Source organism: Bacillus sp. EB106-04-02-XG92 (assembly GCF_058791995.1).
The window spans coordinates 219,465-238,344 of the sequence record NZ_JBYTEA010000006.1 but is presented as its reverse complement, the minus strand read 5'-3'; the positions used below and the strand labels follow the sequence as shown (position 1 = coordinate 238,344).

Sequence of the window (18,880 nt, the reverse complement as noted above, 5' to 3'; positions counted from 1 at the left end):
AATGAATTCCATTATATGAATAAAAAATGACGACAGTTATCAAAATTATAGTTCTGATGTACTGCCGATTTTTATTGATATTTCATGAGCTGCTTGTTTTACCTTACTAATAAGAAAAGATAGTCGATCATCATTAATACGATGACTAATTAATCCAACACTTAATGCTCCTACTACTTTATGATTAAATCCGATAATTGGTGCAGCTACTGAAGCTGTCCCTTCTGTTTTTTCACCATAACTTACCGCATATCCTTCATTTCTTATATCCTTTATTTGCTCTAAAAGAATGCGCTTTTGTTCTGGTAAAGAAGAAAGCAAATGTTCTACAATATGTTCCATTTCATTCGTTTTCATATTGGCAAGCATTGTTTTATTTGCAGCACCAATTGAAAGTGGAATTTGCTCCCCTAAGTTATCGATAACTCGAATTTTTAAAGGGCTATCAATTCTTTCAATGATAATAGAATGTGTTCCATTTGGAATATTCAAATACACACTTTCTTCCACTTCATAGGCTAATCGCTTCATCACTTCTCTTGCCACAGATCTGTAGTCTACTTTCTCCAATTGACGTAATCCTATTTCCATCCACATAGGCCCAATTTTGTATTGTTTCGTTTCTGAAATTTGTGTAACTAACCCATGCTCGATTAGAGAATTAAGTAATCTATGTACTGTACTAACTGGGAGATGTGTTCTGTCCGCTATATCAGAAATAGCCCAATACTCTTTTTCATTAGTAGAATTTAATAATTTTATAATACTTATCGCTCGATCAATGGACTGTACCATAACTCACCTCAACTTGACTTGTAATATGTTAATACGCTCAATTACCTATCAATTTAACAAATATTCAAAATGAAATCAATCAGTTTATTTAATTTTCTAAAAATAAAAAAACATACCGCGATAATAATTTGAAAGCGTAAACAAAAAAATATTGACTTTTCTTTTTAATTATCTGAAAATTATAACAAGATTTCACATCACGGAATACATTCCACAATACGGAAAAACATCAAACTTTATTCTATCAACTACGAAAGTGAGGAAAACAATGACGCAAGTAAACAATACAAACAATGAATTAAAACGTACGATGAAAAGTAGACACTTATTCATGATTGCACTCGGTGGTGTGATTGGAACGGGGTTATTTAACGGATCTGGCTTTATTATAAGTCAAGCTGGGCCTGGTGGATCCGTACTTGCCTTTATTGCTGGTGGGTTATTAATGTATTTCGTTATGCTATGTCTTGGTGAGCTTGCTGTAGCCATGCCTGTTTCAGGTTCGTTCCAAGAATATGCTACTAAGTTCATCAATCCTGCAACTGGATTTACAATTGGATGGTTATATTGGTTAAGCTGGGCGAATACGACCGGTCTTGAATTTACAACTGCCGGCATTACAATGCAGCGCTGGTTTCCTGATATTCCTGTTTGGGTTTGGTGTTTAATATTTGGCATTACAATCTTCACTATTAACGCATTATCTGCTCGTAGTTATGCAGAAACAGAATTTTGGTTTTCAAGTATAAAAGTATCTGCCATTATAGCTTTTATTATCCTTGGCGGCGCCGCTATGTTCGGTTTTATTGATTTAAAAGGCGATGAACCAGCCCCATTATTATCAAATTTCGTAAATCATGGCGGTTTATTCCCAAATGGACTTGCAGCTATTCTATTAACAATGGTTACAGTCAATTATTCCTTCCAAGGTACAGAACTTGTCGGAATTGCAGCAGGTGAAAGTGAAGATCCAGCAAAAACTTTACCTCGTTCTATTAGAAATATTATATGGCGCACAATGTTTTTCTTCGTCTTAGCAATCTTTGTTCTCGTTGCTTTAATTCCTTGGAAAGAAGCAGGATTAACAAAAAGTCCGTTCGTTGCTGTATTTGATAATATCGGTATTCCATATGCAGCGGATATTATGAACTTTGTTATTCTTACAGCTGTTCTTTCTGTTGCAAACTCTGGACTGTACGCTGCAACTCGCATGCTTTGGTCATTATCAAAAAATGAAATGGCTCCAGCCTTTTTAAAGAAATTGTCATCGCGCGGAATCCCTTTAAACGCTTTAATTATGACGATCGCTATTTCTGCTTTTTCCCTTTTGACAAGCGTTGTAGCTGCTGAAACAGTTTACTTATGGTTAATTTCCATTTCTGGCGTCATAACAATTATTGTTTGGATGTCAATTTGTGTCTCTCAATTCTTTTTCCGTAAACATTATTTAGCAGACGGTGGAAGATTAGAAGACTTAAAATTTAAAACTCCACTTTATCCACTTGTACCAATTCTTGGTTTTGGATTGTATGGCATTATATTAATTAGTCTTATCTTTATCCCTGAACAACGACTTGGAATCTATTGCACTGTACCATTTATTATCTTTTGTTACACATACTATCACTTTAAAGTTAAGAAAAGAATTTCTACTAACAGTCAAAATGAAACTAAAATTAGCGAAACTATGTAATACTATACTTATATATAAAAGACCGTACATAGCTTTTACCTTATGTGCAGTCTTTTATCATTCTAATTCGCTTTAAAATTATATAATGGCTTAATAATGTGCTTTATATCTATTGTTTCTTTCGTATTTTCGATAATTTCATTCATTGGCTTATATACCATTGGTGCCTCATCAATTGTGCTTTCTACTACCGATGTAGTCCACACCTCTGTCATCGTATTTTGGAAGTCCTCTAGACTCAATGATTCTTTAGCCTTCTTACGACTCATAATACGTCCTGCCCCGTGCGGACCAGAAAAGTTCCAGTCTGGATTACCTTTACCAAATGCAATAATTGAACCATCTCTCATGTTAATTGGAATAATGACTCGTTCATCTTTCTGAGCTGAAATAGCACCTTTTCTTAGAATCATATTTTCCATGTCAATATAGTTATGTATTGTAGTAAATTGATCTGTAATTTTCCAGTCCATTTTCGTAACAATTTCATCAATCATTGCTTTACGATTTAACGCAGCGTACTTTTGGGCAATATTCATATCATTCATATAATCTTTGAATCCTTGCCCTTCTAAATAAGCTAGTTCTTTACGAATATTAGGCTTCTGAATTCCACGTAAAGTTTCTTGTATTTCCTTTGCTCTCCCCTCTTCAGTTAATCTCTTAATAATCTCATCTTTCATTGATGTAACATCAATTAGTTGTTCATATGCGAAGTTTTGGTAATACTCTGCTATTTGTTTACCTAAATTACGCGAACCACTATGAATGACAATATATACATTGCCTTTATCATCTTCATTTAATTCAATAAAATGATTTCCACCTCCAAGAGTACCAATACTTTTTTGAGCGCGTTGTAATGTAAATGGAGCTCTCACACCATCAAAATCAATCATTTTTGAGAATCGATGTTCTTTATCTCGTATACGAAAACCACTTGGAACGAATTTACGAATTGTTTCGTCTAAGCAATCAAAATTAATTTCTTCTTTTTTCTTATCAATTACAACAACTTCCATTCCACACCCAATATCTACCCCTACAAGATTAGGAACAATTTTATCTTGTATTGTCATTGTTGTCCCAATCGTACAACCTGCTCCTGCATGTGTATCTGGCATAATACGAATTTGGCTATCCTTTACGAATTCTTGGTTACAAAGATCAATAATCTGCCCTGTCGCAGTCTCATCAACGTTATTCGTAAATACTTTCGCTTCATTGTATTTTCCTTGTAATTTTAACATCTTTCATGTCCCCTTTCTTTTGAAAGAATTATTTTATTACGTTGTTTCTGTTCTTATCATTACTCTCATCTACCTTCTGCTTTCCATTATATATGCACGATATCCTTCACAATAATAAAAAATTATGATAATTCATCTTATTTACATAATATAATTATCGTCTCTTTATGTTTATACCTACACATGAGATATTAGTTATATATAACAAAAACTCCCCTTACATCGAAAATGATTCAGGGGAGTTTTATAGCCGATGAAATTATAGTTCAGATTTCACCCGGACAGAAACATTATTTTTAATTATATTTTTGACATCTTTAAAGCTAACAAAATTGTTACTTTTCTCATCCCAAAGACGGAAACGAAGTGAACGCAAACTTGTAGCAAGTGTAATCGTCGGTACATTTTTTAACGGAAGCGTATTATTGTGTGCCTCTTCTAATTTATAGTTAGGTACTCTTGGACTTAAATGGTGAACATGATGAAATCCAATATTACCAGTTAGGAATTGCAAGATTTTTGGAAGTTTATAAAATGAACTTCCTTCCACAGCCGCTTTCACATATTCCCAATCTTTATCTTCTTCAAAGTAAGAATCCTCAAATGTGTGCTGTACGTAAAACAGCCAAATCCCTACTGAACCTGCAATTAAGAATATCGTACCATGTACTAATAGAAACGATTGCCATCCAATTGCCCAGCAAAGTATAGCTACTACAGCAACGATAATAATATTCGTCAAATACGTATTCATACGTTCTTTCTGTCTAGCACCTTTTCGGTTAAATCTATTTTTAAGCAAGAAAACATAAATCGGGCCTAATCCAAACATAACGAATGGATTGCGATATAAACGATAAGCTAAACGAAGTCTAAATGGAGCAGCTACATATTCATCCACTGTAAGCGTCCAAATATCTCCTGTACCTCGCTTATCCAAATTACCACTTGTAGCGTGATGGATAGCATGCTCATGTCCCCATTGATCAAATGGGAATAACGTTAACACACCCATACATGTCCCTACTATTCTATTGGCAGGTCGACTTTTAAAGAATGAATAATGGGTACAATCATGAAAAATTATGAAAATTCGCGTCATAAAACCAGCAGCTAACAGAGATGGAACTAATGCTAACAAATAAGAAACAGACAAACTTTTATAAGCAAGGTACCATAAAATAATAAATGGCACGACTGTGTTAATAAGTTGCCACACACTTTTTTTAATCGTTGATTTTTCATACGGAGCAACTTGTTTTTTTAAATTTTTAGTATTTTCTAATGTCATTTTTCTAATTCCTTTCCTTTTTGTTGCTAATTCACATTATAGCACACTATTAGTATCAGGTGTTAAAAGTAGATATAATAAATATTATATATTATAAAAATCTCTTTTTTCTTACTCATTACTTACAAATTACTTACGTCTAAGATAGTTTTTATATAGACAAGTTTGATCCAAACAAAAAAATTGTCAACTACTTACCCTAACTAAGGTAAGTGGTTGGCAATTTTTTAACGAGAATGTTTTCTAATTAGATGAATTGCTTTTTCTGGCACATAAAATTTTCCATTACTTTCCACTACAACGCTTCCTAATTCATACTCTTTACCATTGATACGAATAATATTTTTATTAACAAACAATTTAGCTTCTACGTTTTTTCGCTTTACTACAAGCACTGGATTTGCTACATCCGTATTATCTATTGTCACTGTTGCACCTTTTCGTTTAAAAGCTGATTCACTCTCTACAAATAACTTGTTTGTTACTTCTTCTAAGTTAAAACCCATTGCTTTCGCCATCGTCTTCGCAATGTCTGTGTTTTGGAGTAAACCGTATGGCTTTTGAGGACCGTAAGAATATAAAAATACATCCTCACCTGTATGGCCACCTGTTGTGAAGCCTATGTTTGCACGGTTAGCTAGTAATGTAGTAAGTATTGGACCCATATCCGATTTCTTTTGTGCACCTTTTAATTTTTCCTTTTCAACTTCAGATAAGTTATTTAAACCGTAAAGTGCAGCAACTTCTACTATATTTGATAAATCATTATTTATTTTTTGGGTTACCCCTTCAAGCGTCATTTTCGCTTTTTTTAATGGATCAATATATGTAGAAATCGGCGTAGTATTATAACCTTTTGTCGTATTCATATTCCCGATAGAAATACCGCTATTGCCATGGTCAGTTAAAGCTATGAGTAATGTGTTCCCATCATTTTTTGCAAATTGTAATGCTTTTGCTACCGCTTCATCAAATGCTAATACATCGCTAATCATCCCAATTGGATCATTCACATGTGCAGCCCAATCTGGCTTACTTCCTTCCACAAATAAAAAGAATCCATCTTTATCTTTTGATAGTGTTTGAATTGCTTTTTCCGTCATTTGAGAAAGTGTCGGTTGCTCCGGATTTGTTGCTTCACGATCCATATCAAATGCTAAAGCATTATGTGAAAAAGAGCCCCAAATTTTCTTAGATTTAGCGTTCAATAATGCATCTTTCGTTTCAACAAAGTCGTATCCTTTTTCTTGAATCACCTTTACTAAATCTTCACCATCTTTTCTTTTTAAAGGTAGCAGTGCCGCTTTTCCCCCGCCTAATACGACATCTATATGTTGATACACTTGTTGCTCCGCAATTACGTCAAAGCGCTTACGGTTTACATGGTGAGCAGAGAACCCGGCCGGAGTAGCATGCTGAATTTCAGCTGTAGCAACAATTCCAGCGGCGCGACCAGTACGTTTGGCACCTTCTAAAACATTGGCAACTGGCCTTAACTTGTCCTCTTCTTTTATTGGTTTTACGTCGGGCGAACTTACTATAGAAGGTAATACACCTACATATCCTGAATTCGATTTATGCCCCGTCGCTAGTGCTGTAGCTGCTGGGGCTGAGTCTGTTATAGCTGATTCCGCTGAATATGTACGAACTCCTCCTGTTACCATTTCATCTAATGCCAGTGGTTTCCCTTTATACAAGCGAGCCAATGTAGTTGCTGAAGAACTCGTTCCGTCCATAACCATTATGATGACATTTTTCGGTTGCCTTTCTACTTTTTTCACTTTTGCTTCCACTGCATGATCATTCATCACACTTTCAGTACATACCATACTTATTGTGATTGTTCCTAATAACAACAATCTCTTCATCTTTAAAGCTAATTCCGACATTATTGCGCCTCCATTTTTTTCACATTCATTTACATACAAAGATCTGATTTCCCATTACTTTTCACAACCTACATATGTTTTATTTGTTCCCAATTCTTATAAAGCTAACAACGTAACTTTCTCATTCATTACATGTCGTTATAGTTCATCTATCTTAATAAAGAATATTTTTCATTATTAACTTGTTTAACAATAAATCCCCAACTGAAATGAATAAAAATTTATTGTTAAACAATAAATTTCATGGTAAATTAATAAGATATTAAATAAATGAGGTGCTTTTTATGAAACAAGGATCAACACTCTTCCTAAAGACAGCTGTGATTCTAATGGGTATCCCTGTTCTTGCTATATGCATTTTTTTAGTCCCTAAAATAGGAAATTTCGCTGCAGAACTATATCCTGATATTGCATATATTAAATATCTTGTATTTATCAACTTATACGCAACAGCAATACCTTATTATTTTGCGTTGTACCAAACATTTCAGCTTTTAAACTATATTGATAAGAACAACGCATTCTCAGAGTTATCTGTTAAAGCTTTAAAAAATATTAAGTACAGTGCTCTAGCAATTAGTGTATTATATGTATTAGGTTTGCCACTTTTCTATCTTGTGGCAGAGAGAGATGACGCCCCTGGCATTATTATTATTGGAATGATTATGATTTTTGCTTCAATGGTAATCGCGGTCTTTGCTGCCGTTCTCCAAAGACTATTAAAAGATGCGATAGATATAAAATCAGAAAATGATTTAACGGTCTGAGGTGAATAATATGGCAATTATTATTAATATTGATGTAATGTTAGCGAAAAGAAAAATGAGCGTAACAGAGCTTTCGGAGAAGGTTGGAATTACAATGGCTAACCTTTCTATTTTGAAAAACGGAAAAGCAAAAGCAGTTCGTTTTTCAACTTTAGAAGCCATTTGTAAAGCATTAGAATGCCAACCTGGGGATATTTTAGAATATCAACCTGAAGATACTGAATAAAAAGAGTCCTTCATACAAGAAGGACTCTTTTTATTGCATATTACGGCGCAAAACTAATTTGACCAGTAAACAATAGGATAATTGCGATAATCCAAAATATAAAAAATGATAAGGACAATATTAATGAAAGAATAGCAATTCCCTTCTTCTCGTTTTTTTTCGTCATCGTAATGATAGAAAGTATGATTCCTGCAACTGTCAAGGCGACTGTAATATAATCTCCCACTATATTACCTGCATTCGCTATCCTTGTCGGCGTTATAAAAACGAATAGAAAACATAAAGTACCGATGAGTAAAGATATATAACTTATCATACTGTACTTCTTTTTAAGTACTATCTCACTTTTCATACTAACCCACCCCTTCTCTATAGCTATGAGTTCATATTAGCATAAATAACCATAATTTGGTTATAAAAACAGGTGCAACGGAAATTTCCACTGCACCTGTTTTTATTTAATAAATAAACCTGCTATTTCTTCTTTGTCATTATAAGTTATAATATATGTCCGTTGTTCCTTACTATATTTCGCTACAAGTATAACAGTATATAAACCATCTTTTTCTTCAATCGATTTTTTCTCAATTTTTTCGAACGTACCGGCTTTCTCAATTACAGGTGTAAGATCTTTCATTTTTTCTTCTGGTAATCCAGCTTTCATTTTACTATCAAATTTTTCATGCACATCTTTATACTTTGCCTCATTTAATAATGATACAATTTCTTCCGCCTTCGAAATAAATTTTTTAGACGTACTTTCATCTACTTTATTACCGGTACAGGCTGCGAGTGCGAACGCCGCGATAGCACTTACAATAATTAATAACATTCTTCTCATTGTCATACACCCTTTCTTTTTAAAATGAAACTATAACTAAAAACGAGTAAAGCACAAATTGCTAATGAAACTTCTGACATAATGATCCCGCTTTTCCCTTTTACATATAGCGATATAATGCTCGCTAACGCATTTGCAGTCCCGTGGATGAGAATTGCATATATAACATAACGAAATTTCTTTTGGACGACAGCTTGCAATATTATGAAGGAAAGCCCAATATGCAATACCATTGCGAAGATGCGCTCAATACCGGCGAAATAGTAACTGTCACCATTTTGAATGGCTGTTTGTGACAATAATAGAGATATTACCGGAATGCCAACTATTAACACTGCTTCAATACCACCATGCCCTGCTCCAAATAAAAAACCAGACTGCCAATCTCGTTGTTTCATAAAATAACGCATTGCGATAAAACGGGCTACCTCTTCAAAAATTCCAGCTGACAAACTAAGCAAAAGAACAAATAGTACAGGCTGCATAACAGAAAACATTTGAAAATCTGTGCTAGTTCCATTTACATAATTTAGTATTGGTATGCGAATCAATATTTGTGATACAACAAAAGCCAATACACCTAACATATATGGAATATAGCGTTTCTTCCAGACAGCATATAAAAGTGCTACAAGTGGTAAACCAAAGCTAATCATTGTTGTAAAAATAAGACCATTCATCTCGCTTCACCTCTTACTTGAAGTGTATAAAAACGAGTGTAGAAAGTATGTAGTTATTTCTTATTCGGTTTCCTTTTCATCATAGATGGTCATTTCATCTCCTTTAGTATGAATGTTTGCGTGAAATAAGGACTTACATAAGTTGTTTCTAACGTCGCATTATTTGTTTTATTTATAATCCGTTTTAATGAAAATAGCCCGTACCCTCTAGCTCCTTTTTTACTTGTATGGTTTTTCTCATAAATTTTTTGTAAATCAATCACTTCACTCTTTGAACTATTACGTACGATAAAATATTGTCGTGAATCCATTTTAAAAAATGCGATTTGCAATATCTTTTCCTCACTATGCACTGCTTCTTCAATTGCATTGTCTACTAAAACTGAAATGATGCGAATAAATGAAATAATCGGTATCGAAACACTTTCAATGTTTTCAGGTATATCAAGCATTACTTTTATTTGTTGTTGCTGGGCAGTGCCAACTTTCGCCCTTAATACACTTCTCACTTCAGGAATATGTATGCGAGATAATTTCGCAATATCAAGTTCATGATCATTTATTGTTTTTAACGTAGGAGCTATAACATCATAATACACTTGCTCAATTTCTTTCACATTTTTTGTACGTATTCCCTCTTCTAACGATAATAATACATTCATATAATCATGACGGAAACTAGCAAGCTCATCGTGCATATCCTCTAATTTTTCCACATAATCTAATAACTCTTTATCCAAACGTTTTTCATGCTCTTCTCGTAACTTTTCTTTCGATAAGTGTGAGCTTATTAGCACAATGATTAGTAATAATAAAAATATAATAATCGCTGAAATATAACTTGCTTCACTGTATTGTTGATTTAATTGTGCTAATAGCGCAGAAGATGGTTGAGTTAAGATTAGTTCAATAATAAATCCGGCAATTAATAATATATAAGTTACATAGTATAGCGGACTACCTACTATATATTGAGCAATTTTTTGGATTCTTTTACGGACTACAAAAATGCCAATAAAAGTAAGTGTCGATACAGTAAGATGAATCACGCTTCCTGTCCATAAATATAAATTGAATGGCGTTAACATAAAGATTTTCATTCCTAAATCAAAAAGCAACATTTTTACTAACGTTATAATCACCATGCTCACTAGTGCAAAATATACATTATGCTTAAGTTTTAGTTCATTTTGCATTAGTCCTAAACTTATTAAAAATAACACAATCGTACTATTCAATTCTGGATATCTCGTTACTGTTACGACAATCGCAAGTAAAATAATGAATACCGCACTTAAAGCTATTAACATTCTATATGACAACCTGTTGTACCGGATTAATTGAAGATACAAAAACGTATGGCTTATACTAGTAAGCAGTATTGCAAATAAATCATAAATGTACATTATATTTCACCCTTTAATATGTTACGTACTTTACTCACTAAACGACGTGATACTGGAATGCGTTTCCCGCTTTTTAAAACTAGCATTTTTTGATTCGCATCATAAGAAGACATTTGCTTCGTATTCACGATATATGATTGATGACATCGAAATAAACGTTCATCTATTAATTCAATTTCTTTTAAAGTTCCATAAAAATAAACAATTCGATCTAACGTCACTAATGCTAAGCGGTGTGGTTCATCGGTCATAACATATTCAACTTCATGAAAAGGAACCCGTACAGTCGCATTACTATTTTCAACGATAAAATCATCAGATGGAATGATATGCTTATTACGCGCTTCATATTGGAGTAAACATTGTTCAAAAATGTTACGCCTCTCCTCATATGGCAACCCTTTATCAATAAAAGTTAAAGCCGATACCATGTATTGATAAGAAATAGGTGCAAATTCAGAATGCGTCGTTACAAACACAATAATTCCTTGCGTATCATACTTTCGTATTTCTTGCGCAACTTGTAAACCTTTACGCTCTTCCCTTTTAATCTCTATATCTAAAAAATAGATTGGGACATACTTCGCCTTAGGAATGTTAGTAATGATGTTTTCACTTTTACTACTCACCTCTATAAAATCAAAAGGCAACATATATTTCTCACAAATCTCTTCAACTAGCCGCTTCATTTGCTGCGCCTGTATGACATCATCTTCTAAAATGAAAATACTCATGTGATCACTCGCTTTATTGAAATCTTTTCATCTATAAATTTATCTATAACTATATAATTCAAATTGTTACACTAATCTCCTTCCCAAGAATTAAAATAATTAATTTGCTATTACATAGAGAAACCTCAACTATTCAAGCACAAAGTTGAGGTTTTCTTCAAATTATTCTATAACTAAATCCGCCCGCTCCTTCGGTAATTCCTTTTCTAAGTAATAATCCTCTGCTTTCCAATACCTATTCTCAAACTTTGAAAGGTTTTTCTGCGTTTCCTCACTCTCGCGCAGAAACCGTATCTCTCTTGGACAATCCAAGTACACCATATAATGAAAGAAATCTCTCCATTCTTTTCGTTGTAAAAAAACACCTTCAATTACAATAACACCTACTATGGGAATCTGTACTTTTTTCATTTCGCATGAGTCTGTCACATCATGATAGAACGGTAACTTCAGTTTTGTTTCAGTTTGTAACTTTTGAAAAAACTTCTGCCGAAGCCACTCAATATCCCATTGTAAATAATAATACTCATACCATTCTTCATATCCAGTATCATATCGTTTATTACGCTCTACTATATGATCATCAATATGAAAAACATGAAACGGAATACTTTCTTGTTTCATATTTTCCTTTAAGTTTGTTACAAACGTTGTTTTTCCTGATCGACTTAAACCATCTATACCTAGAATGAACCTGTTTCCTTTATGTTTCTTCATTATATTTATAAGCTCATTTGTACTCATTATTTCTTCCACTCTTCTTTTAATAACGAGTATAAAATCGTATCATGAGCAACTCCATTTTGAATCATATGTTTTCTAAGTAATCCTTCTTCTTGAAAACCTGCTTTACTTAATAATTTTTGAGAAGCTTTATTCTCTACGTATACAACAGCAGCAATTCTTATAAGTTGCAACGTTTCAAATCCGTAATCTAAAATCGATTGTAACGCTTCCGTTGCATACCCTTGTCCCCAATATGTATCATCTAATTCATAACCGATTTCAGCTCGCTTATGATGTTTGTTTATTAAATGAAATCCGCACGTTCCGATTAATTGGCCCGTGCCCTTTTTCTCAATTCCCCAGCGAAATACACTTCCCTCTTCATAACGATTTTTAAACGTTTGAATCGTTGTTTTCGCTTGTTCAATATTTTCGAAAGAATCCATTCCAAAATAACGTATAACAGATTCTTTTGAAAAATAACGGAACATCGTTTCTGCATCTAACAGTGTTAGTTCTCTTAATACTAAACGTTCTGTTTCTAGTTTCGGAAACCCCATCGCTTTTTCTCCTTCTATTCTAATGTACTGCAAATTTCAATATAATTCCCATCTGGATCAGCAATGTATGCAATTGTTTGTCCCCACGGCTTTACAATTGGTTCAACTAAAACCGTAATACCTTTTTTTCTAAATTGCTCAATCGTTTCTTGTACATTTTCGACAACGAATCCCAATTCAAAATGGGAAGATTGTAACTCACCTTCTGTAAGTGGTAGTCCCGTTAATTCTTTTACATCTTGCCGCGTATTCATCGCTAATATGGTAGTACCCGTATTAAATTCAATATATGTACCATGCTCTGCTTTTATCGGTAACTGTAATACATCTTTATAGAATCTTAGACATTCCTCAAACTTTTCTACGTATAAAATGATGTACTTCATCTTCAAATCCATTATTAATCCCCCTTTATATCCATCCCTAAAATTTCGACAAAAGTCTCATAAAAACCTTGTTCCTTATAGTAACGAGCACAAAAAAATGAGGCCGATTTCTCGGCCCCCCAGCTTATTGGCATAAAACAGGAGATTTGGTTTGGACATAACCAGTTCGTACCCTTATTATATTTTATTTTTTCTGAATTTTAAATACATTAAATACCTATTTATATTGAGAAAGTTTTTTCGGTTGCATAAAATTCAAGAGTTTAAGAAATGCTACAAATGGAGGTGTATACATATGGAACCAATGCTATGTCCAAGCTGTAAAACGAACCGTACTCGCTTTAATATTCTGGAGCAACAAGTAAAACCAGTCAAGTTAAATCCACAAACTGGTCAAGTAGAAGAAGAATACACAAATGAAAATATGAATGCTTTTCATATGGCCTATCAAGGACCAACATACAGAGTCCAATGCGCTGTATGCGGACTCGTTGAAAACCCGGAACAATTTATTAAACCTGCGCAAAATCAGTCTTTCTAATAAAAAAAGTTGCTTGTGTTTCAAGCAACTTTTTTAATCTCATTCTACATTTACTTTAGACTCTCTGTAATATTACTTTTCCTTTCAATATAAATAAGCGAACAAGTACAAGTAAATCTATAAGCATATGTATAATTATAGACGGATAAATTGATCCAGTTGCAACATATACTCTTCCTAACATGAAACCTAAAATCGTTGTCCCCACTATACCTTTCCAACCTTGATAAAAATGCGCTAAACCAAAAATGATTGACGAGATAACTAGTACCCATATTATCGATAGCGCCGGGAAAATCTGTGATAAGTAATTCATCATGAAAGAACGAAATAATAGCTCTTCTGTTACACCTGCTGTAATGCAAATAAAAATCCATAGTATTGTTTCTCGATAATTATTAGGGAGCATTTCTGAAGCATCACTCATTTGTCTTTCTGTATACCTTTGAAAAAGTTTATTTTTCTTTAAAATAATCAACGGCACTATTAACCCAATACATACACCTATCCACCATGATATGTTCATATCTTCAAAATACTTACTCACCATATAATTAGCAGATGGTAGTTTAAGTCCATACTCCTCAAATGGGATATTGATTGAGTATGATGTTATTAACATAATGAGGGTTAACGCCCACAGTAAACTCATTGTTCTTATATAAAAAGAAACTCTTGCATTTTTATTTGTTTGTATATCCTCTTTCAACTTATTGTACAACCGTTTGCCAAGAACCCCTTCACCTAAGGTCAAATATATAAATAACATAGTCAAAATAATCATGTTAATTCCCCTTTCTATATTTTTACAGGATTTCTTTTTTTAACTTTTTTATCTTCCAAAATAACCTTACAAATATATACACATACATACAACCTAAAAATCCAATTACACCTTTTATCAAAATTGGAATCCTAACTTCCGAAGAACTTAGTAAACTAGGAGTCATACATAGCATTGCAAATGAAAAAACAAATACAAGAAATTTAAATAAGTCTTTAAACTTTTCAATTTTAGTCTCTTTTTCTGAATATATATCTGGCAACTCATTATCATCAGCTACGTCCTTGCAAAAGTAGTGCCATTTGGTGAAACTAGTTACATGTTTCCAACCACACATTTCATATAATTCAATATATTCTTTTTGTTTTTCCTTTGAATCTCTATAATCCATTCTAAAATCAGCTTTATAGATTATATCTTTCGGCTCAGTTTTCTTAAACGTATACATCATATTATAATTTTGTAGCGCCCATCCTTTTTGATGCATTTTCCGTAAAAAAACTTCTTCTTTTTCTAAACTCCATGCCGCGAAAAATTTCAATACCTTCTTTGTCTTCATCTTCTATTCACTCCCCTAATATACTATTTCCATTCCTCACAGATCTCTGCAACCTGTTATACTCTAGCTCTAATACTTCTCTACCAAGTGACGTTAACTCATAGCACTTCTTTCTATCTGTAGAGGCCACTTCAACTATTAACTTCTCTTTTAGTAACTTCGTCGTATTCCCGTATAAAGTACCTGGACCGAGTTTTACTTCCCCATTTGTCATCTCTTCTACCATTTGCATAATTCCATATCCGTGCATTGGTCTCACTAATGACAACAGTATGTAATATGTCGCTTCTGTTAACGGAATGTATTTTTGCGCTTTCACATTCATTATAACTACCTCCGATACATCGTTTAGTGATATATCGAATAGCGATATATCGTATATCGATATTATATATTCACATTCCAAGATATGCAAGTATAATTTAATAATCTGATAGCCACTTCTTTGAACTGAAAATTATATCAATTTTCTGAATAATTTGTTAAAATATAGAAATATCCGTTTACATTTTGAAAGGAATGATACATATGATAAATAAATTGAAAGAAAACATAGGATCAGTTTTTGTCGGTAAAGAAAATGTTATAGATTTATTACTCGTTTCATTGCTTGCTGATGGACATGTACTGCTTGAGGATGTGCCTGGTACGGGGAAAACGTTACTTGCGAAAACACTTTCTAAAAGTATAGGTGGTAATTTTTCTCGCGTCCAATTTACACCGGATGTACTTCCGAGTGATGTAACAGGTATTGAATATTTTAATCCGAAAACGAGCGAATTCGAGTTAAGACTTGGACCAGTCATGACCAACATTTTGCTTGCGGATGAAATTAACCGTGCTATGCCTAGAACACAGTCTAGTTTATTAGAATCGATGGAAGAACGACAAGTAACGCTTGAAAAGCAATCTACTTCTCTTCCGAAACCGTTCTTTGTTATTGCGACGCAAAATCCAATTGAATCACAAGGAACGTTTCCTCTACCAGATGCACAGCTTGATCGTTTTTTAATGACCATTTCAATTGGTTATCCTGATCCCGAAGATGAGTTAAAAATGATGCGTCGTTTCCGCAACGATACGCCGTTAGAAAGCGTCAAATCTGTTATTTCTTTAGAAGACATTTTAGAAGCACAGAAGCGTGTAAAAGAAATTTTCGTATCTGAACCGTTAGAACATTACATTATTAAACTTGCTCATGCTACAAGAAATCATAATTACATCGCTAACGGTGTAAGTCCTCGTGCCACACTTGCCTTAGTGCGCGCAGTACAGGCATTAGCATTTTTACGAGGGAGAGAATATTGTACGCCAGAAGATATACAATTTTTAATTCCCTCTATTTGGAATCACCGTATCGTCTTATCAATGGAAGGTGCATTACGTACGACAAAAAATGAAATTATGCAAAGGATTTTAAAAGAAGTGGATGTTCCAGTGGAGATTGAACAAACATGAATGGACAGCGCGTTGTAACTGTACCTTTATTTTTTCAACTTCATATTATTCAACTATCTGTTCCAGGCGCTATACTATTTACATTTTTCATGCCACAACGAATCATTATGTTTTTCTTTTTCTTCTACTATTTATTTGCGATTTTTATTTATAAATATGTCGCTTATATAGAGAAGAAGTTTCAAGTGATAAACGAGAAACAAACAACTCGGCTTTTTCCTGATGAATCTGGACAGTTTTTCATTCATTTAAAAAACGGAGCAAATATACCACTCGTTAACGGCGTTTGTTATTTTCATTTAAATCCGTCCTTACTACCACAAAAAGATCAAGGGATTGAACAAATATCGAAAACGTTATTTTCTTTCCCGTTTTCACAACCTGCATATTCAGCGCAAAAATGGGATTTAACATTAACCGCAACGAAACGTGGTGTGTTTCAAATTGAACAGTTCGAATGTATCTTGAAAGATCCTTTTCACCTTTTAACTGTACATTTACCCATTTTTGATAAATTACGGACTGAAATTATTGTGTACCCTTCTCCTAAAGAAGTAGCAGGTTTGCAAGAACTTCAGCAACTTTTAAACGGATCTTATCGAACGAATTTTTCTTTTTACAATGATGAAACATCTATTATTGGAGTTAAACGATATGAACGTGAGTCTTTCCGTTCTATCCATTGGAAAGCATCTGCTAAAATGCAGGAATTACAGGCGAAGCAATATGAACCTGTTAAAAATTATAGTTGGACAATTTGTCTTTCATTAGCTGCTGATCGCGGATTTGGTTGGAAAGATAATATAGAAGACCTTATTTCATTTGCTACATACATTTGTCAATACGCAACGAAGCATCAAATACCGTTTGAATTATTTATTAGTGTATTAGCAGAAGGTGGTCCTCTGCATTTACCATTAAACGAAGGGCAAACACATTACGCAAAAGCTTTAGAGGAGTTGGCACGTATATCAGACGATAGCACATTAATTCCGAAACAAGGATTTCTCCATTATACAAATAGAAAAGGAGAACGATCCTCTACAATGATTTACATTGGCTTGCAAAAGAATGACCTCTCTCTTCTATCGCAGCCTACGTTTCTTATCAATAACGAAGGGATGGTGGAAAAGCTTGAAGACTTGGCTCTATCACGTTAATAACTTTATTCTGCTGCTCCTCCTTTCGTTATTAACGGAAAGAGATGAACTTGTTGCTATTACTATATTTTTAGCAACGGGATATATGGGAGTATTGCTTATCTATAAACTAATGAAGAAAAAAACAACAGGTTTTGTCATACTGTTATTTACTCAAATAATCGGTTGTTCTATCTTTCTCCCTTTCTCTCTATTTAGCACAATTATGTTACCGCTTTTCTTCTTTATCGTACATGTAGTCGGGCCTGGATATCCAGTTCAAAAATCGTTAGGCGGCATAGTTTGGTTTGGTATTTCAGCTATATTTTATGGGCCCTTTCCGCCATTGTGGAAACTGTTACTTTTAGTTTTACACATTATGATTACTTTTTGGTTAACTGGGGTAAATCGTAATCAACAGTTATTACGTTTCGCTTCTATTATTACAATTGTTGTAATAAGTACCATACTTGTTCTAGTTTTCCCTTTTATTCGTCTTATTTTTAGTTTTATGACAGAAGTAGTCGCATTAGGGGTCGGTTACGTAATAAATCCATTTCTCATAGCAGCTGAATTGAAAGATACTGAAGGAGTTTGGGCAAGTAAAGGGCATCTCTTAAAACCACAAATTACAGATGGGAAAACACCTCCTGATTTTGATCCAACTCTTATAAATAGCATGACCGTAATAGCTTGTGCTTCTATCGCTATTTACGTCGTTTGGAAAATAATAAAAAGACGAAAACAATTCAGTTTACCAAATATGCCTGTCTTCGAATCTACTATCATCACTGATAAAGAAGGAATGAGCCAAAAACGTTTGAAACGAAATAAACCACCACATAACGAAATTCGAAAAGGGATTTTTAAACTAGAGAGTAAATTAATTCCTCCTTTAAATAGAAACCGAGGAGAAACTGTTCAAGCATGGTTAGAAAGAATAAATCGTGAAGAAGATGTAAATATTGAGAGTCATATTATTATAGATGCTTATAATGCAGTGCGTTATTCAAATGAGGAAAATAGTGTACAGTTACATGAATTTAAGGAAGAAATCCATAAACTCTATGCATATCAGAAGAATTTGAAGAAAAGAAAGAAATAACCCAATAAAAAGACTCCTATTTTTATAGGAGTCTTTTTATACTTCTACGT

The 18,880-nt window shown here is 33.6% G+C and carries 22 protein-coding genes; 7 read left to right on the top strand and 15 right to left on the bottom strand.

The genetic code is table 11. The annotated features are described in order from the left end of the window. Positions 1 to 45: 45 nt before the first annotated feature. Complete coding sequence (locus tag AC3WVA_RS17325) at positions 46 to 795, bottom strand: IclR family transcriptional regulator (RefSeq protein WP_098347436.1); 750 nt, start codon at positions 793 to 795, stop codon at positions 46 to 48. Positions 796 to 1,063: 268 nt separating this feature from the next. On the opposite strand from AC3WVA_RS17325, the gene AC3WVA_RS17320 reads away from it, so the two are divergent. After that, a complete protein-coding gene (locus tag AC3WVA_RS17320) occupies positions 1,064 to 2,488 on the top strand; it encodes an amino acid permease (protein WP_098347437.1) in 1,425 nt (474 codons plus the stop codon). Between the two features lie 62 nt (positions 2,489 to 2,550). Here AC3WVA_RS17320 and AC3WVA_RS17315 read toward each other — a convergent pair whose 3' ends face one another. From AC3WVA_RS17315 to AC3WVA_RS17305, 3 genes are all read right to left on the bottom strand, one after another. Further along, entirely contained in the window at positions 2,551 to 3,738 is a 1,188-nt protein-coding gene (locus tag AC3WVA_RS17315) for an RtcB family protein (protein WP_098347438.1), read from the bottom strand. A 259-nt stretch (positions 3,739 to 3,997) separates the two neighbouring features. Then, the gene (desA, locus tag AC3WVA_RS17310) at positions 3,998 to 5,029 is read right to left on the bottom strand and encodes a Delta(5) desaturase DesA (protein ID WP_139365319.1); all 1,032 of its coding nucleotides are present in this window, start codon (positions 5,027 to 5,029) and stop codon (positions 3,998 to 4,000) included. Positions 5,030 to 5,256: 227 nt separating this feature from the next. Next, positions 5,257 to 6,918 carry an alkaline phosphatase gene (locus tag AC3WVA_RS17305; RefSeq protein ID WP_492322063.1) on the bottom strand — a complete coding sequence of 554 codons (1,662 nt, stop codon included), beginning with the start codon at positions 6,916 to 6,918 and terminating at the stop codon, positions 5,257 to 5,259. A 284-nt stretch (positions 6,919 to 7,202) separates the two neighbouring features. Between AC3WVA_RS17305 and AC3WVA_RS17300 the strand changes: the two genes are divergently transcribed. Together AC3WVA_RS17300 and AC3WVA_RS17295 are read left to right on the top strand one after the other, a co-directional pair. Further along, on the top strand, positions 7,203 to 7,685 hold the full coding sequence (locus AC3WVA_RS17300; RefSeq protein WP_098347440.1) for a DUF2975 domain-containing protein: 483 nt from the start codon (positions 7,203 to 7,205) through the stop codon (positions 7,683 to 7,685). Between the two features lie 10 nt (positions 7,686 to 7,695). After that, complete coding sequence (locus AC3WVA_RS17295) at positions 7,696 to 7,911, top strand: helix-turn-helix domain-containing protein (RefSeq protein WP_000974619.1); 216 nt, start codon at positions 7,696 to 7,698, stop codon at positions 7,909 to 7,911. A 40-nt stretch (positions 7,912 to 7,951) separates the two neighbouring features. Here AC3WVA_RS17295 and AC3WVA_RS17290 read toward each other — a convergent pair whose 3' ends face one another. The 8 genes from AC3WVA_RS17290 to AC3WVA_RS17255 all read right to left on the bottom strand — a co-directional run bounded on the left by AC3WVA_RS17290 (position 7,952) and on the right by AC3WVA_RS17255 (position 13,256). Beyond that, on the bottom strand, positions 7,952 to 8,263 hold the full coding sequence (locus AC3WVA_RS17290) for a hypothetical protein (RefSeq protein WP_048526133.1): 312 nt from the start codon (positions 8,261 to 8,263) through the stop codon (positions 7,952 to 7,954). 102 nt (positions 8,264 to 8,365) lie between these two features. After that, positions 8,366 to 8,752 carry a DUF3887 domain-containing protein gene (locus AC3WVA_RS17285; RefSeq protein WP_048526134.1) on the bottom strand — a complete coding sequence of 129 codons (387 nt, stop codon included), beginning with the start codon at positions 8,750 to 8,752 and terminating at the stop codon, positions 8,366 to 8,368. 2 nt (positions 8,753 to 8,754) lie between these two features. Then, positions 8,755 to 9,432: a YhfC family glutamic-type intramembrane protease gene (locus tag AC3WVA_RS17280; RefSeq protein WP_098347441.1), complete on the bottom strand. Its 678-nt coding sequence runs from the start codon at positions 9,430 to 9,432 to the stop codon at positions 8,755 to 8,757. Positions 9,433 to 9,521: 89 nt separating this feature from the next. After that, positions 9,522 to 10,838, bottom strand: coding sequence for a GHKL domain-containing protein (locus tag AC3WVA_RS17275; RefSeq protein ID WP_098347442.1), 1,317 nt, complete (start codon positions 10,836 to 10,838; stop codon positions 9,522 to 9,524). Then, positions 10,838 to 11,572, bottom strand: a complete 735-nt coding sequence (locus AC3WVA_RS17270) for a LytR/AlgR family response regulator transcription factor (RefSeq protein ID WP_098347443.1) — start codon at positions 11,570 to 11,572, stop codon at positions 10,838 to 10,840. The genes AC3WVA_RS17275 and AC3WVA_RS17270 overlap by 1 nt, the downstream gene beginning before the upstream one ends. A gap of 162 nt (positions 11,573 to 11,734) precedes the next feature. Beyond that, the gene (locus AC3WVA_RS17265) at positions 11,735 to 12,316 is read right to left on the bottom strand and encodes a kinase (RefSeq protein WP_098347444.1); all 582 of its coding nucleotides are present in this window, start codon (positions 12,314 to 12,316) and stop codon (positions 11,735 to 11,737) included. Next, a complete protein-coding gene (locus AC3WVA_RS17260) occupies positions 12,316 to 12,858 on the bottom strand; it encodes a GNAT family N-acetyltransferase (RefSeq protein ID WP_098347445.1) in 543 nt (180 codons plus the stop codon). The genes AC3WVA_RS17265 and AC3WVA_RS17260 overlap by 1 nt, the downstream gene beginning before the upstream one ends. A 14-nt stretch (positions 12,859 to 12,872) precedes the next feature. Continuing rightward, positions 12,873 to 13,256 (bottom strand): VOC family protein, encoded by a 384-nt coding sequence (locus tag AC3WVA_RS17255; RefSeq protein WP_492322062.1) that lies wholly within the window; start codon positions 13,254 to 13,256, stop codon positions 12,873 to 12,875. Positions 13,257 to 13,539: 283 nt separating this feature from the next. Here AC3WVA_RS17255 and AC3WVA_RS17250 point away from each other — a divergent pair, with 283 nt between their 5' ends. After that, entirely contained in the window at positions 13,540 to 13,785 is a 246-nt protein-coding gene (locus AC3WVA_RS17250; protein WP_000433606.1) for a hypothetical protein, read from the top strand. A 55-nt stretch (positions 13,786 to 13,840) separates the two neighbouring features. Here the strand turns inward: AC3WVA_RS17250 and AC3WVA_RS17245 are convergent, their stop codons facing one another. The 3 genes from AC3WVA_RS17245 to AC3WVA_RS17235 are packed head-to-tail and all read right to left on the bottom strand — an operon-like array spanning position 13,841 to position 15,453. Next, positions 13,841 to 14,569, bottom strand: a complete 729-nt coding sequence (locus AC3WVA_RS17245; protein WP_098347447.1) for a CPBP family intramembrane glutamic endopeptidase — start codon at positions 14,567 to 14,569, stop codon at positions 13,841 to 13,843. A 22-nt stretch (positions 14,570 to 14,591) separates the two neighbouring features. After that, the gene (locus tag AC3WVA_RS17240) at positions 14,592 to 15,128 is read right to left on the bottom strand and encodes a DUF2812 domain-containing protein (protein ID WP_098347448.1); all 537 of its coding nucleotides are present in this window, start codon (positions 15,126 to 15,128) and stop codon (positions 14,592 to 14,594) included. A gap of 7 nt (positions 15,129 to 15,135) precedes the next feature. Continuing rightward, complete coding sequence (locus AC3WVA_RS17235; protein ID WP_098347449.1) at positions 15,136 to 15,453, bottom strand: PadR family transcriptional regulator; 318 nt, start codon at positions 15,451 to 15,453, stop codon at positions 15,136 to 15,138. A 203-nt stretch (positions 15,454 to 15,656) separates the two neighbouring features. Here AC3WVA_RS17235 and AC3WVA_RS17230 point away from each other — a divergent pair, with 203 nt between their 5' ends. From AC3WVA_RS17230 to AC3WVA_RS17220, 3 genes are read left to right on the top strand one after another with little or no spacing between them, the layout of a single operon-like run. Then, positions 15,657 to 16,586 carry an AAA family ATPase gene (locus tag AC3WVA_RS17230; RefSeq protein ID WP_098347450.1) on the top strand — a complete coding sequence of 310 codons (930 nt, stop codon included), beginning with the start codon at positions 15,657 to 15,659 and terminating at the stop codon, positions 16,584 to 16,586. Continuing rightward, positions 16,583 to 17,746, top strand: coding sequence for a DUF58 domain-containing protein (locus tag AC3WVA_RS17225; protein ID WP_098347451.1), 1,164 nt, complete (start codon positions 16,583 to 16,585; stop codon positions 17,744 to 17,746). Before AC3WVA_RS17230 ends, AC3WVA_RS17225 begins: the two co-directional genes overlap by 4 nt. Next, positions 17,721 to 18,830, top strand: coding sequence for a DUF4018 domain-containing protein (locus tag AC3WVA_RS17220; RefSeq protein WP_098347452.1), 1,110 nt, complete (start codon positions 17,721 to 17,723; stop codon positions 18,828 to 18,830). The genes AC3WVA_RS17225 and AC3WVA_RS17220 overlap by 26 nt, the downstream gene beginning before the upstream one ends. The last annotated feature ends 50 nt before the right edge of the window (positions 18,831 to 18,880 follow it).